The sequence below is a fragment of the Amycolatopsis silviterrae genome (assembly GCF_042684085.1).
Lineage (GTDB): Bacteria > Actinomycetota > Actinomycetes > Mycobacteriales > Pseudonocardiaceae > Amycolatopsis > Amycolatopsis silviterrae.
Window position 1 is genome coordinate 744,551 of record NZ_JBHUKS010000004.1, and the last position, 13,779, is coordinate 758,329.

General features: G+C 69.1%; 14 protein-coding genes. 9 read left to right on the forward strand and 5 right to left on the reverse strand.

Annotated features, from left to right (window positions below):
* Positions 1–97 precede the first annotated feature (97 nt).
* Positions 98–544: an anthrone oxygenase family protein gene (locus tag ACFSVL_RS07260; protein WP_378301610.1), complete on the reverse strand. Its 447-nt coding sequence runs from the start codon at positions 542–544 to the stop codon at positions 98–100.
* Positions 545–634: 90 nt separating this feature from the next.
* Here ACFSVL_RS07260 and ACFSVL_RS07265 point away from each other — a divergent pair, with 90 nt between their 5' ends.
* Together ACFSVL_RS07265 and ACFSVL_RS07270 are read left to right on the forward strand one after the other, a co-directional pair.
* Positions 635–1,213: a TetR/AcrR family transcriptional regulator gene (locus ACFSVL_RS07265; RefSeq protein ID WP_378301612.1), complete on the forward strand. Its 579-nt coding sequence runs from the start codon at positions 635–637 to the stop codon at positions 1,211–1,213.
* A gap of 275 nt (positions 1,214–1,488) precedes the next feature.
* Positions 1,489–2,361, forward strand: a complete 873-nt coding sequence (locus ACFSVL_RS07270; protein WP_378301614.1) for a hypothetical protein — start codon at positions 1,489–1,491, stop codon at positions 2,359–2,361.
* Between the two features lie 4 nt (positions 2,362–2,365).
* Here ACFSVL_RS07270 and ACFSVL_RS07275 read toward each other — a convergent pair whose 3' ends face one another.
* Both ACFSVL_RS07275 and ACFSVL_RS07280 read right to left on the reverse strand, forming a co-directional pair.
* Positions 2,366–3,583, reverse strand: a complete 1,218-nt coding sequence (locus ACFSVL_RS07275) for an alpha/beta hydrolase (protein ID WP_378301616.1) — start codon at positions 3,581–3,583, stop codon at positions 2,366–2,368.
* A 155-nt stretch (positions 3,584–3,738) separates the two neighbouring features.
* The gene (locus ACFSVL_RS07280) at positions 3,739–4,701 is read right to left on the reverse strand and encodes an alpha/beta hydrolase (protein ID WP_378301618.1); all 963 of its coding nucleotides are present in this window, start codon (positions 4,699–4,701) and stop codon (positions 3,739–3,741) included.
* A 167-nt stretch (positions 4,702–4,868) separates the two neighbouring features.
* Between ACFSVL_RS07280 and ACFSVL_RS07285 the strand changes: the two genes are divergently transcribed.
* From ACFSVL_RS07285 to ACFSVL_RS07295, 3 genes are all read left to right on the forward strand, one after another.
* Complete coding sequence (locus ACFSVL_RS07285) at positions 4,869–5,342, forward strand: MarR family winged helix-turn-helix transcriptional regulator (RefSeq protein WP_378301619.1); 474 nt, start codon at positions 4,869–4,871, stop codon at positions 5,340–5,342.
* Positions 5,343–5,392: 50 nt separating this feature from the next.
* Positions 5,393–6,241 (forward strand): SAM-dependent methyltransferase, encoded by an 849-nt coding sequence (locus ACFSVL_RS07290; RefSeq protein ID WP_378301621.1) that lies wholly within the window; start codon positions 5,393–5,395, stop codon positions 6,239–6,241.
* Positions 6,242–6,313: 72 nt separating this feature from the next.
* Entirely contained in the window at positions 6,314–6,796 is a 483-nt protein-coding gene (locus ACFSVL_RS07295) for a hypothetical protein (protein ID WP_378301623.1), read from the forward strand.
* Here the strand turns inward: ACFSVL_RS07295 and ACFSVL_RS07300 are convergent.
* Positions 6,760–7,689: a patatin-like phospholipase family protein gene (locus ACFSVL_RS07300; RefSeq protein WP_378301625.1), complete on the reverse strand. Its 930-nt coding sequence runs from the start codon at positions 7,687–7,689 to the stop codon at positions 6,760–6,762. The genes ACFSVL_RS07295 and ACFSVL_RS07300 overlap by 37 nt on opposite strands.
* A 114-nt stretch (positions 7,690–7,803) precedes the next feature.
* Here ACFSVL_RS07300 and ACFSVL_RS07305 point away from each other — a divergent pair, with 114 nt between their 5' ends.
* The 4 genes from ACFSVL_RS07305 to ACFSVL_RS07320 all read left to right on the forward strand — a co-directional run bounded on the left by ACFSVL_RS07305 (position 7,804) and on the right by ACFSVL_RS07320 (position 11,675).
* The gene (locus tag ACFSVL_RS07305) at positions 7,804–8,346 is read left to right on the forward strand and encodes a PadR family transcriptional regulator (RefSeq protein ID WP_378301627.1); all 543 of its coding nucleotides are present in this window, start codon (positions 7,804–7,806) and stop codon (positions 8,344–8,346) included.
* A gap of 1 nt (position 8,347) precedes the next feature.
* Positions 8,348–10,354: an oxidoreductase gene (locus ACFSVL_RS07310; RefSeq protein ID WP_378301628.1), complete on the forward strand. Its 2,007-nt coding sequence runs from the start codon at positions 8,348–8,350 to the stop codon at positions 10,352–10,354.
* Between the two features lie 29 nt (positions 10,355–10,383).
* Positions 10,384–11,352 (forward strand): prephenate dehydrogenase, encoded by a 969-nt coding sequence (locus ACFSVL_RS07315; protein WP_378301630.1) that lies wholly within the window; start codon positions 10,384–10,386, stop codon positions 11,350–11,352.
* 65 nt (positions 11,353–11,417) lie between these two features.
* A complete protein-coding gene (locus ACFSVL_RS07320) occupies positions 11,418–11,675 on the forward strand; it encodes an antitoxin (protein WP_378301632.1) in 258 nt (85 codons plus the stop codon).
* Between the two features lie 121 nt (positions 11,676–11,796).
* Here the strand turns inward: ACFSVL_RS07320 and ACFSVL_RS07325 are convergent, their stop codons facing one another.
* A complete protein-coding gene (locus ACFSVL_RS07325; protein WP_378301634.1) occupies positions 11,797–13,755 on the reverse strand; it encodes an FUSC family protein in 1,959 nt (652 codons plus the stop codon).
* Between the last annotated feature and the right edge of the window lie 24 nt (positions 13,756–13,779).

Below are 13,779 nucleotides of genomic sequence, written 5' to 3' on the forward strand. Positions count from 1 at the left end.
TCAACCCTGAAGGAATACCCCCGGTCAAACCGGCCCGAAACCCGAATCCGGGCCGTTCGACGAGGCAGCCGGGGCACGTGAGACAGGTGAGCAGCAATCAACCCAGCGCGGCGGCGAGCAGCGCGAACGCGGCGATGAGGACCGCGACGCGGACGTAGTGGTAACGGTCCCAGCGGCGCATCTGCTCCTTCCAGTCCGCGGGCCGGTTCTCCGGGGTCCACGTCTTGCCCCGGTTGTTGATCGGAACGAGCAGCAGAATCGACATCGCCACGCTCACGACCAGCAGCCCGGCGGCGATCACGACCAGTCCGGCACCAGGGTCGCTCCACGCGGCGACGGCCCAGATCGCGCTCAGGGCAAGCGATCCGAAGTACCAGAACGGCATGACCGCGCCGAGCATCCGGCCGCCGTGGGAACGGGCGCGCTGGGCGCTGTCGTCGGGGAGCGCGTCGAAGATCGGGTTCATGACGAAGGCGACGGAGAACTCCACCCCCACCATCACGCCGACAACCACGATGGTGCAGACCTCAAGTGCGCTGAGCATGATGACCTTCCCAGGATCTAGCGTCGCTAGCGAATGAGTCGATGCTAGATCTACTGCCGCTCTCTTGTCTAGCAGTGCTAGAGTCAGCTCATGTCGGTCCAGGAACGCAAGCAGCGCGAACAGGCGGAACGCGAGCGGCTCATCGTGGCGACGGCCCGCGAACTCGCCGAGCAGCAGGGCTGGGACGCGGTCACCACCCGTAAGCTCGCCGAGCGCATCGAGTACAGCCAGCCCGTGCTCTACAGCCATTTCCGCGGCAAGCGCGAGATCATCGGCGCCGTCGCCCTCGAAGGGTCCGCCGAACTGGCCGCCACGCTGCGAGCCGCCACCGAAAGCGCGGACGGCCCGCGTGCCCGGGTCACCGCCCTCGCCCGCGCCTACCTCGACTTCGCCGAGCGCCATCAAGCGGTCTACGACGCCATCTTCCAGCTCGACGGCGGCCTGGCTTTCGCGCAGGAGGACACGCCGGAACCGCTGAAAGACGCCTTCGCCGCCCTGCGGGAAACCCTCGGCGAGGTCGCTGGAGACGGCGTCCACCCCGCCCTCTTCACCGAGCTGTTCTGGGCGTCCCTGCACGGAATCGCGACCCTGACCCGCGCCGGACGGCAGCCGAGGGAGTTCACCGACCTGCGGATCGAACTGCTGGTGGACCGGCTCACCGTGGTCTGACCGGCCGAACCCCAGCCCCAATGCCCACGGTCCGCCCGGTTCAAAGGCCCACTGCGGTCCGTGAAGGGAACCCTGGGGGAATCAGAGTCCCCCAAGGTGGCCCTCACGGACGTGAAGCGGGGCTGGAGCGGCGCGGCTGAAGTCTCCGGAAACCGAACCAGCTCTGCTTGCCCGCAGCCCTCCCGACCGTCACGCGTACCGGCCAGTACGGAGACCCATCCCACAAACCCACCTGATTCGGCGAACCCTGATCGGGTGATCGGGGAACTCGGGTCATGCGCAGGACGAACACGTTCCTCTTGGCCGGCATGATTCTCGGTGCCGTCATCGCGTTCCTCGTCACCACGGCCGAGCCGTACCGGCAGGTGATCACCGCGGCCGGTCCGGCATCCGGGTCCAGCGTCCTCGCCGCGTCGACCGACCCGGGCACCCCGGGCGCCAGCCCGAAACACAGCACGGGCAGCGCCGCGCCCCAGCAGGCCGCCGAACTCCCCGCGCTCGTCCCCCAAGGGCACGTCAGCGTGGTCGTCTACGACCGCAGCACCGAAACGACCCCGGTCTCCCTCGACGCGCACCGGCACTACACCTCCGCGTCGCTGGTGAAGATCCTGATCGCCTTCGACGCGCTCGATCGCGGCACCAGTCCGGCCACTGTGCGGGAAATGCTGTCCCGCAGCGACGACGACACCGCCAGCAAGCTGTGGGTATCCGGCGGCCAAACCAGCATCGTCCGCGCGGCCGTGCCGGAGATGGGCCTCACCGAAACCAAGCCGCCGAGAAACCCAGGACGGTGGGGCGACACGGAAATCACCGCCGCCGACATCACGCGCGTCTACCGCTACCTGATGGACAAAGCACCCGCCGAGCAGCGCGACACGATTCTCCGGGGACTCCGCGGCGCCACCGAAAACGGTGCCGACGGCTTCCGCCAGTACTTCGGCATCCCGGACGCGCTCGGCGACGCGCACTGGGCCGTCAAACAAGGCTGGTCCTGCTGCAACCCCGGGCGCATCCTGCACACCACCGGCCTCGTCAACGACGACCGGTACATCGTCACCGTCCTCACCGAGAATCCCCGCTCGGTCAGCTACGAAACCGCCTCGGCTCAGGTCACCGAGGTGGTCAAGCACCTTCCCGGGATCCGCTGAACCGTCACTGCTCCACCTCCGCCAGCGCGCCCCGCGCGCCCGTCTTCGGCAGCGGCCACGGCTTCACCCCGCCGGTCACGTCGGCTTGGTGCGCGGGCGCGGACGGCCCCGGGATCCGCTGCCCGATCCACGACAGGACGTCCGGCAGCTGCGCCTTGAACGTGTTCATGTTGTGCCCGGCGTCCGGAATCCGCCACGTCGTGAACTGCACCGGAGGCTGCGCGGCCGCGCGCATCTGGTCGACCGCACGGCTTTCGTTCTGTTCCTTCTCCCCGGAAATCGCGAGGAGTTCGAGCGGAGCCGGGTGCAGCCGGACGTTGATCCGGACGTTGTTCGCGTCCTCGATGTCCTTGCGGCCGCGGAAAAGATTCTCGGTTTCGCCGTCCACTTGCGCCTTTTCGTATCCGCTGACGCTCGCCGCCTGCGCGTACCACTGCGGATGCCGCGTCACGAGATTCAGCGCGCAGTAGCCGCCGGACGACCAGCCCGCGATCGTCCACGCCCGCCGGTCCGGATTGACGCCGAGGCGCTGAATCGCCCAGTCCCGGACGTCCGCGGACAGATAGGTGTCGTTGGGGCTTCCGTTGACCTCGTCGACGCATTCGGTGTCGTGGCCGATTTTCGGCGTTCCGGTCGGGTCCGGGATCAGCACGATCACCGGCGGCAGCAGGTGCTTCGAGATCGCCGAGTCAAGCTGCTCGGGCAGGTGGTACCCGATCGGGGCGGTAGTGACCTCCGGACCGGAGGGATAGTTCGGGATCCAGGTGATCGCTGGGAACCGCATCGCCTTGTACGGATGCTGGAAGTATTGCGGCGGAAGGTAAACCGTCACGTCGCGGGTGAGGCCGGTGCGCTTTCCGGTCACCGTCACGTGCGCGATGGTCCCCTTGCCGACCCGCGCGTGCGCCACCCCGAGGTCGCGCGCCCGGCCGAGATCCACCCCGTTGTCGCCGCCCTCGACGTCGATCCCCTCGGCGGCGAACGCGCCGGTTCCGAGCAGCGAGCCGAGCGTCGGGAAGAATCCGCCGATCATGTTGCCGGTCAAGCCAAGCGTGACGATCACGAGACACAGCGCGACCAGCACCGTGGCACTGCGGCCGAGTTGCTTGCGCTTGCGCCATTTGTCCCAGAACCACGGGACGGAGACGACCGCGATGAGCGCGAGTACGCCGATCACCGCGAGCATGACGGGCGAATCCAACCTGATTTGGCTCAGGTGCACGGGAACCTCCAGGACCGATCGCGCGCCCGGAAGGCGGGACCCGCTGCTCTAGATACGTTTGAGGGGCCATTCCCGTTGTGATCACGTGACGTCGATCACGCCAGAATGGCCCCAGCAAACTCAGCAAAACCTCAGGATTGCCCGTTCGTCCCTAATTAGTTGCCGAATGCGCCACGCAACACCGTGATCGCCTGCGTGATCGCGGCTTCCGCGGCGTGCGTTTCCCGAAGAGCGTTCACCATCACGAAGTCGTGGATCACGCCCTGGTACCGAACCGCCGTCACCGGCACACCCGCCTGACGCAGCTTCGCGGCGTACGCCTCGCCTTCGTCGCGAAGGACGTCCGCTTCACCGGTGATCACGAGCGCCGGGGGCAGTCCAGCAAGCTGTTCGACAGTGGCGCGAAGCGGCGAAGCGGTGATCTCGGCTCGCTGCGCCTCGTCGGTCGTGTACTGGTCCCAGAACCACTTCATGCCTTCGCGGCTGAGGAAGTAGCCATCGGCGAACTTGGTGTACGACTCGGTGTCGAAGGACGCATCGGTGACCGGGTAGAACAGCACCTGCTGCAGGAACTTGACGTCCCCGCGCTCCTTCGCCATCAGCGTCAGCGCCGCGGTCATGTTTCCGCCGACGGAGTCGCCCGCGATCGCGATCCGCGTCGTGTCGAGCCCCTTCTCCGCACCGTTCTGGACAACCCATTTCACGGCGGCGTAGTTCTCTTCGATCGCGACGGGGTAACGAACCTCAGGCGAACGGCTGTATTCCGGGAAAACCACTGCCGCACCGGTTCCGGCGGCGAGTTCGCGCACCAGCCGCTCGTGGGTGTGGAAATCGCCGAAGACCCAGCCGGCCCCGTGGATGTAGACGAGCACCGGCAGCGGCCCGGTGACGCCCTGCGGCTTCACGATCCGGACCTCGACGTCCCCGTTCGGTCCACCCGGGACAGTCAGCGTCTCGATGTCGGCGGGCGCCAGTTCGACATCACCGTCCTGCACGCCGTCGACCGCTTTCCGGCCCTCGGCGGGCGGGAGCTGGTACAGGTACGGCGGCTGGTCGGTGGCCTCGGCGAACGCCAGTGCGGCCGGCTCGAGGGCGAGGTTCTGCGGGTTCGCGGTCATGACTTCCTCCAGTAGCTGCTTCGTTCGGACTGCCCAAAACATAGCTCCGCAACTTAGTTGTGCACAATTTAATGACGCACAATGAGATCTAGAGCACTTGAGTTGCCCTTCGCGGCCAGGAGAGAGAGGATGGAGAGCTGGCGACAGAAATCCGGAGGAGGCCACCGATGACCAGCACCGACGCCGGCGAAACCGGCTCGCTCCTGCTCGACGACCAGCTGTGCTTCGGCCTGTATTCGGCCTCCCGGGCAGTCACCGCGCTCTACCGCTCGCTGCTCGAACCGCTCGACCTCACCTACCCGCAGTACCTGGTGATGCTCGCGCTGTGGCAGCAGGACGAACAGCAGGTCAAGGAACTCGGCTCCGCGCTGAACCTCGACTCCGGCACGCTGTCGCCGCTGCTGAAGCGCCTGGAGAAGGCCGGGCTGATCAAGCGCGAACGCCAATCCGACGACGAGCGTTCGGTCCGCATCCGGCTCACCGATGAGGGAACCGCGTTGCGTGCCAAGGCGGAACGGATCCCGCCGCACGTCGGAGCCGCGATGAACCTGGACAACGCCGAACTCGGCCGGATGCGTGCCGCGATGGACCAGCTCACGGCGTCGGTCAACGCCTACCGGGAGTCCTACCGCCCGAGCTGACCCGGACGCCATGGTTAGCATGAGCGCCAGGGGCAAGCGTGAGGACGGCGATGAGCACACAGGACGAAGCACTGCGCGCGGTGGAAGCCAGTCTGGACCGGCCGTCGGCGGCCCGCGTCTACGACTACTTCATCGGCGGCACCACCAACTACGCGATCGACCGCGTCTTCGCCGAGAAGGTGCGCGAACGGCTGCCGCTGATGGGCGATTACTGCCGCACCAGCAGGCAGTTCCTCGGCCGCGCGGTGCGACAGAGCGTGCGCGAGGGCATCCGGCAGTTCGTCGACATCGGCTCCGGCCTGCCTACCGCGGGCAACGTGCACGAGGTGGCCGACGACGAACGCCCGGAGCACGACGTTTCCGTGCTGTACCTGGACAACGAGCCGGTGGCGCTCGCGCACTCGCAGGTGCTGCTCGCCGACACCGCGGACGAGGACCGGCACCAGGCGATGGCCGCCGACCTCCTGCAGCCCGCCGAACTGTGGGACCGGGTCGCCGATTCGGACGTGATCGACATCCGGAAGCCGGTGGCGCTGATCGTGAACGCGGTGCTGCACTTCATCAAGGACGAGCAGGATCCGGACGGCATCCTCGCCTTCTACCGCAAGCAGCTCGCGCCGGGCTCGTTGCTCATTCTTTCCCAGATGACCAACGAAAACCCGGTGGACGACAACGAACGCCAGGCGCTGGTCGACATCATCAAGTACTACGAGTCGACCACCAACCCGGGCATCCTGCGCACGAAGGCGGAGTTCGAGCGGTTCTTCGGCGGCTGGCCGCTGCTCGAACCGGGCCTGGTGTACGCGCCGGCGTGGCATCCGGACGCCGACACGGTGTTCGCGAAGGTGCCCTCGGAGTCGCGGGTGATCGGCGGCGTGGCCCGCAAACCGCAGGCCTGACACGGTTTTCCCACCCGGCCTCCACCCTCGGGTGGAGGCGCGGGGCGGCCTGGCCCGGGCAGTGTTGCCGATGTGCCGAACACCTTCGACAACGTCCTGATCGGCCTGGTCGTCCTGGCCTGGCTGATGTGGCGGCAGCTTCAAGTCCGCCGCGCCGACCGGCCGCCGGTGGTCCTGCTTGTCATCGGCGTGCTCGGGGTCGCCTCCCTAGGCGTCGCCATCGCGAAGACCACGCCGACCACCGCGGCGATCCTGTTGCTGGCCTTCAGTTTCGTGGTTGCCGCCGGATTCGGCGTGGCCCGCGGCTACACCATGCGGCTCTGGTACGCCGGCGGAACCCGGTGGCGGCAAGGGAACTGGCGAACCGCCGCACTGTGGCTCGTTTCCTTCGGCGTCCACTTAGGACTTGATATCGCGGTCGACGCGGTCAATCCGGTACCAGGCCTCGGCGGCGCGTCCATCCTGCTGTACCTAGCGATTTCCCTTGCCGCGCAACGGCTGACAGTCCGATCCCGCGTTCACGAAGCCCGGCGCAGCTCTTCCAGCGCCGCGTAAACCGCTTCCCGCCCCAGCTCCACCGCGCGCCGCAGCACCATTGGATCCCGTTCCAGCACAGTCACCTCCGGCGCCCCGAACGGCGGCCGGACACTCGCCAGCCGCGGATCTTCCCGCAACTGGCGCTCATCCTCCAGGTCCCGGTGATACTGCGTCCGCCACGCGTCGATCGTGCCCGGCGCGTGGCGGCGGAGAAACCGCGGCACGACCACGTCCTGCACGCGCGGCGGCCGCGCCGGATGTTCGTCCTCGCGCCGGGTCCGCAGCACCAGCACGTCCGTCGCGCCCTGGGCCAGCGCGGTGCGGAACGGCAGCGGCTCGGCGATCCCCGCGTCCACGAACCGCCGTCCGCCCATCGCGATCGGCGGACCGGCCAGCACCGGCATGCACGACGACGCCGCGAGCGCCGTTTTGATCGCGTCCACGTCCTCGATGAACGGATGCAGGTCGGTCGATTCGCCGGAGTCGGCGTCGGTGGCGAGCGGATGGAAGCCGACCGGATTCGCCAGGATCGCCGGGAAATCCATCGGTTCGAGCACCGAGTACACCTGGTGCACGAGGTACTCGAGGTCGACCACCGCCCGGCCGCGCAGGGCGTGCAACGGGTTGATGATCCGCCGCATCACCACCGGGTTCCACCAGGTCCGCACGCCGGTCCGCGATCGCCCGCAGAGCAGCCACGCGGCGTTCAGCGCACCGGCGGAAGACCCGTAGACGTCGTCGAACGCGGCCGCGGCGCCGAGTTCGTCGAGCGCGAGCACCATCCCGCTCGAATACGTGCCGCGGCTGCTGCCGCCCTCGACGGCGAGCGCGAGCCGTCGGCCGTCCGTCCGCTGCCCTGGCACGCTTCCCTCGGCGATCCGCGCGGCGAGCAGTTCCAAAACCGGATCCACCCCTCCATCTTGATCCTTTCCGCGGTGCCGATCGACCCGATTTGCCCCCCCTCCGCGGGTGACCTGGCTTGCACACAGTTGCACTGCACCTAGTTGCATATGACACTGTCCGGCATGGCACTGGAGCACGCGATCCTCGTCTCGCTGTCGGAACGCTCCGGCTCGGGCTACGAGCTGGCGCGGCGGTTCGAGAAGTCCATCGGGCTGTTCTGGAGCGCCTCCCACCAGCAGATTTACCGCGTGCTGAAGCGGATGGAGGAGGCCGGTCAGGTCGCCGTCGACGTGGTCCCGCAGGACGGGCGGCCGGACAAGAAGGTCTACACCGTCAGCGAACCGGGCCGCGTCGAACTGCGCCGCTGGCTCGCCGAACCGGCGCCGTCGGCCGGGCCGCAGGAGCTGGCGGTGAAGCTGCGCGGAGCGTCGTTCGGCGACGCCGGCGCGGTCGCCGCCGAGATCGCCCGGCACCGAGACGCGCACGCCGAGCGGCTTGATCTGTACCGGCAGATCGAGAAGCGCGACTTCCCCTCCCCAGACCGGCTCCGCGGCCGTCCGCTGCACCAGTACCTCGTGCTGCGCGGCGGAATCCGCGTCGAAGAAGGCCAGGTCGAGTGGCTGGAAGAAATCCTGACCGCGTTGCGGGCCGACGAAAAGGACTGACATGACCGAGTACCCGAACCTACTGTCCCCGCTCGACCTCGGTTTCACGACGCTGCGCAACCGCGTCCTGATGGGCTCGATGCACACCGGACTGGAGGACCGCGCGTCCCGCTTCCCGCAGCTGGCCGAGTACTACGCCGAACGCGCCCGCGGCGGCGTCGGCCTGATCGTCACCGGCGGGTTCGCGCCGAACCGCACCGGCTGGCTGTTGCCGCTGGCCTCGAAGCTGTCCACGCCCGCCGAGGCGAAACAACACCAGCTGCTCACCAGCGCGGTGCACGCCGAGGGCGGCAAGATCGCGTTGCAGATCCTGCACGCCGGCCGCTACGCCTACCACCCGCTGAGCGTGTCCGCGTCGAGCCGCAAAGCGCCGATCAACCCGTTCCGCCCGCGCGCGCTCACCGCGTACGGCGTGCACCGGACCATCCGCGCGTTCGCCGATTGCGCCGCGCTGGCCCGCGACGCCGGGTACGACGGCGTCGAGATCATGGGTTCCGAGGGCTATCTGATCAACCAGTTCCTCGCCGAACGCACCAACCGGCGCACCGACGCCTGGGGCGGCACGGCGGAGAAACGCCGCCGGTTCGCGGTCGAGATCGTCCGGCGCACCAGGGAAAAGGTCGGGCCGGACTTCATCATCGTCTACCGGCTGTCCATGCTCGACCTCGTCGAAGGCGGGCAGAGCTGGGACGACGTCGTCGCGCTCGCCCGCGAGGTCGAGGCGGCCGGGGCCACGATCATCAACACCGGGATCGGCTGGCACGAGGCTCGCGTGCCGACGATCGTCACGTCCGTGCCGCGCGGCGCGTTCACCTGGGTCACCGGCAAGCTGAAGCCGCACGTGTCGGTGCCGGTGGTGACCTCCAACCGGATCAACCTGCCGCACGTCGCGGAACAAGCGCTCGCCGACGGCGACGCGGACCTGGTCTCGATGGCCCGGCCGCTGCTCGCCGACCCGGACTGGATCCGCAAGGCCGAAACCGGCCGCGCGGACGAGATCAACACCTGCATCGCGTGCAATCAGGCCTGCCTCGACCACGCATTCAGCCGGAAACCGGTGTCCTGCATGGTGAATCCGCGGGCCGGACACGAGACGACGCTGAATCTGCTGCCGACCCGGCGGGTCAAACGCGTCGCCGTCGTCGGAGCCGGACCGGCAGGGCTCGCCACCGCGACCGCGCTCGGCGAACGCGGCCACGACGTCGAACTGTTCGAGGCCGACGACGAAATCGGCGGCCAGTTCGGGATCGCGCAGCGGATTCCGGGCAAGGAGGAGTTCGCCGAGACCATCCGGTACTACACCCGCCGACTGGAGGTCACCGGCGTGAAGGTGCACCTCGGCACCCGGGTGACCGCCGCGGAGCTGACCGGCTTCGACGAGGTCGTGCTGGCCACCGGCGTCACGCCGCGGGTCCCGTCGCTGCCGGGGATCGACCATCCGAAGGTGCTGTCGTACGTGGATGTCGTGCGGCACGGCAAGCCGGTCGGCGAACGGGTCGCGGTGATCGGCGCGGGCGGCATCGGCGTGGACGTCAGCGAATTCCTCACGCACAGCTCGTCGCCCGCGTTGGACCGCGACGCCTGGATGGCCGAATGGGGCGTCACCGACCCGGCGCTCGCGCCCGGCGGGCTGGCGAAACCGAAGCCGGAACCGTCGCCGCGGCAGGTCTACCTGCTGCAGCGCAAGAAGTCGCCGATCGGAGCCGGGCTCGGCAAGACGTCCGGCTGGGTGCACCGCGCGGCCCTGCGCGCCAAGGGCGTGGAAAAGATCAGCGGAGTTTCCTACGAACGGATCGACGACGCCGGCCTGCACGTCACGGTCGACGGGAAACCGCGGCTGCTGGAGGTCGACACCGTGGTGGTCTGCGCTGGCCAGGAATCGGTCCGGGAGCTCGCCGGTGCGCTCGGCGACGTGCCGGTGCATCTCGTCGGCGGGGCCGACGAAGCACGCGAACTCGACGCCAAACGCGCCATCGACCAGGGCACCCGGCTGGCCGCCGTGCTGTAGCGGGTTGCGCGCACTGGCAGGATGGCCCCGTGCGAGACGTATGCGTAATCGGGCTCGGGCTCATCGGTGGTTCCCTGCTGCGGGCCGCCGCGGCGAGCGGCAGGACGGTCTGGGGAACCACAGTGTCCGAAGTGGACGCTGACGCGGCGAGCCGCGGCGGCTACGACGTCACCACCAACGCCGAAGCCGCCCTGCAACGCGCGGCGGCCGCGGACGCGATCGTGGTCATCGCCGTGCCGCTGCCCGCGGTGGAGAACCTGCTGCGGCAGGTCGCGCAACACGCGTCGCACTGCATCCTCACCGACGTGGTCAGCGTGAAGGGCCCGATGCTCGACGCAGTCCGCCGGCGCGCGCCGTACACGCGCTACGTCGGCGGGCATCCGATGGCGGGCACCTCGCACTCCGGCTGGCTGGCCGGCGACACCATGCTCTTCCGCGACGCCGCGTGGGTCGTCGGCGTCGAAGAGGACACCGACCTCACCGCATGGGCCGAGGTCACCCGGCTCGTCCTGGACGTCGGCGCGCACGCGGTGCCGCTGCCAGCGGATTCGCACGACGAGACGGTCGCCCGGATCTCGCACCTGCCGCACCTGTTCGCCGCGATCCTCGCCTCGGTCGGCGCACAGGGCGGCCCGCTCGCGATGTCGCTGGCCGCCGGCTCGTTCCGCGACGGCACCCGCGTGGCCGGTTCGTCGCCGGACCTGGTGCGCGCCATGACCGAAGGCAACCGCGACGCCCTGCTCCCGATCGTCGACGACGCACTCGGCCGGCTCGGTGCCGCCCGCGGCTCGCTCGCGTCCACCGGCGGCCTCGCCGCGACCATCAACGCAGGTCACGAGGGTGCGTTGGCATTGGAAGCGGCCCGTGACGCGGCACTGTCCGGCGTCCGCGTCGACCTCACCGCCGCCGACGCCCGCGAAGGCTTGGTGGCACTCGGCGAACGCGGCGGGCGCATCACCGGACTGGACGGAGCGGTCGCACTCGGCGAAGTGTCTTGACTTGCCTGGAACGCCTGGTGTGTGACGATTGAAGCCTCTCAATCCCAACCCCGGGGAGGCATTCGATGGGCATCAACTTCGACGAGATCAAGAACAAGGCGACCGAAGCGCTGCGCGAGAACAGCGGCAAGCTCGAGCAGGGTCTCGAGAAGGCGGCGGAGTTCGCGAAGTCCAAGGTCAGCGGCCACGACTCGCAGATCGACGGCGGCGTGGACAAGGCAAAGGACCTGCTCGGCAAGGTCACCGGCAAGAACGAAGAAGGCGGCGAGAAGCCGGAAGACGGCCCGAAGCCCGAGGGCGGCCAGCCCGGCGGACAGCAGTAATCCCTCCGCCTCCAGGTTGGGCCCGGGTTGCGCCCCAATGTGGCATTGGGTGCATCCCACGCACCCAATGTGGCATTCGGTGCGTCCAGCGCACCCAATGCCATATTGGGGCGCTCTCGGCTCAGGTGCGCCGGTGGTACGGCAGGAACCGGCGCACCAGCCGCAGCGGCGAGCGTTCCACCAGGTCCGGCCCGCGCACCGCGTCGAACGTCGAGCCGAGCTGGTCCACCACCCCGGCGAGCCGCGGGTTGTCCGGCATCGGCACCGAATCCGGGTCCCGCTGCTCGCGCACCGCGGCCGCCAGCTCCGCCAGCGCATCCGTGACCAGCTCAATGTCCGCAGGTGACGGAGCAGGCGCGCCTTCGCCGATCGTCACGCCGACCTCGGTCACCGCGTCCGTCACCCGTTCCAGCCCCGCGATCACCGGCCACCACGCCACCGCCTGCCGCCCCGCTGGCGACGGTTCCACGATCACCTGCTGAAACGCCGTCCGCAGGTCCGCGAGCGCGCGATACGCCCCGCGCCGGGCCCGCGACCGGGCGAGCCGCGCTTCGCCGGTCGAGTTCAGCACCATCGCAGTCCGGACGTACTTGGCGACAGTGTCGAAACTGTCCGCCAGCCGCCCGCCGACAGTCGGCCGCCGCGAACCCGGCCACAGCAGATAGCCGAAGACGAGCACGATCACACAGCCGATCACCGTGTCGACCAGCCGCGCCAGCACGACCGTCCAGCTGCCGGTGTTGGCGAGGTCCATCTGCAGGATGATCAGCGGCGTCACGAACGTGCCGAGCATCCCGTAATTGCGCACCTTCCCCACCGCGGCACCGCCGGCGAACACCGCGATCAACGCCACCAGCACCCAGCCGCGCGCGCCGAACGCGAGCACCACCGCGCCGATCCCGACGCCCGCGACCGTCCCCATCCCGCGCAGCACCGCGCGGCCGAACACCGAGCCGAAGTCCGGTTTCAGCACCACGCCGACGGTGAGCGTGATCCAGTACGACCGCTCGAACGGCACCAGCAACGCCACCACTTCGGCCACCGCGACGCACAACGTGAGCCGTAGCGTCGCCACCCAGGTCAGCGGTCCGGAAAGCCCGCTCGCCCACTCGCGCACGCGGCGCAGCGGCGAGACTTTCTTGCGCCGCTTGCGGTCGTCGAGCTTCCCGATCCGCGCCAGCCCAGCGTAAAGCGCGCTGACCACCGCGTCCGCGTTCTCGTCCGGCAACTCCGGCGCGGGCGGCAACGGCTGGCTCGCCAGTACCGACGCCGCCACGCGCGTCAGGTAGTCGATCACCTCGTCCGGCGGGCGCTGTCCGGCGTTGACCATCGCCACCGACGCCTCGACCGCGGGCGTCGTCGCGGACAGCCGGTTCAGCAGCCTGCGGTACGCGGCGTCGCGACCGGACAGCCAGGACCGCGCGACGAGCAACCGGTCGTACGCCGTGCTCATCGCGGTGGTCAACTGATGACGCGCGACCCGCGACGTCGGCTCGTCCTCGGCCGACAGCATCGCCGCGAGTTCGATGTAGACCTGCGCGACGGCGGTGCGTTCCGGGCTCGTCGCGCGGAGCGTCCAGGTGCCGAGCGCGACCAGCAACCCCCAGCCCGCGCCCGCGCAGAAGTAACCGAAAAGCACCTCGGTACGCACGCCTGTCGCGTGTTGCGCGGTGCCGAGCACGCAGAAGACGAACATCTGCAGCCCAGCCACCGAAGCGTTGCTGCCCGCCGCGCTGATCAACGCGGAAACCGCGGCCACCACCACGATCGCCGGGATCGACCAGGCCGGCATGCCACCGGTCAGCAGCCCCAGGAGGTATCCGACCGCAGCCGCGAACGTCGCGCCGCCCAGCCGGCGCGCGCGGTAGCGGTACGCCCCGGCCGCCTCGGACAGCACGGTCGGCAACGCGCCAGTGGAGATCAGAGCGCCCACCGCGATGTCACCCGCGGCGTACGCGACCGCCAGCGGCGTGGCCAGTGCGACCACCGCGCGAGCGACCATGTTCCACGGAATGGGAACGGGTTTTGACCGCAAAAGTTGCGTCAGCCAGTGCGGCGCGGCGAAGTCGGGACGGCTCACCGCCCCATCTTGACCTACCGGGGC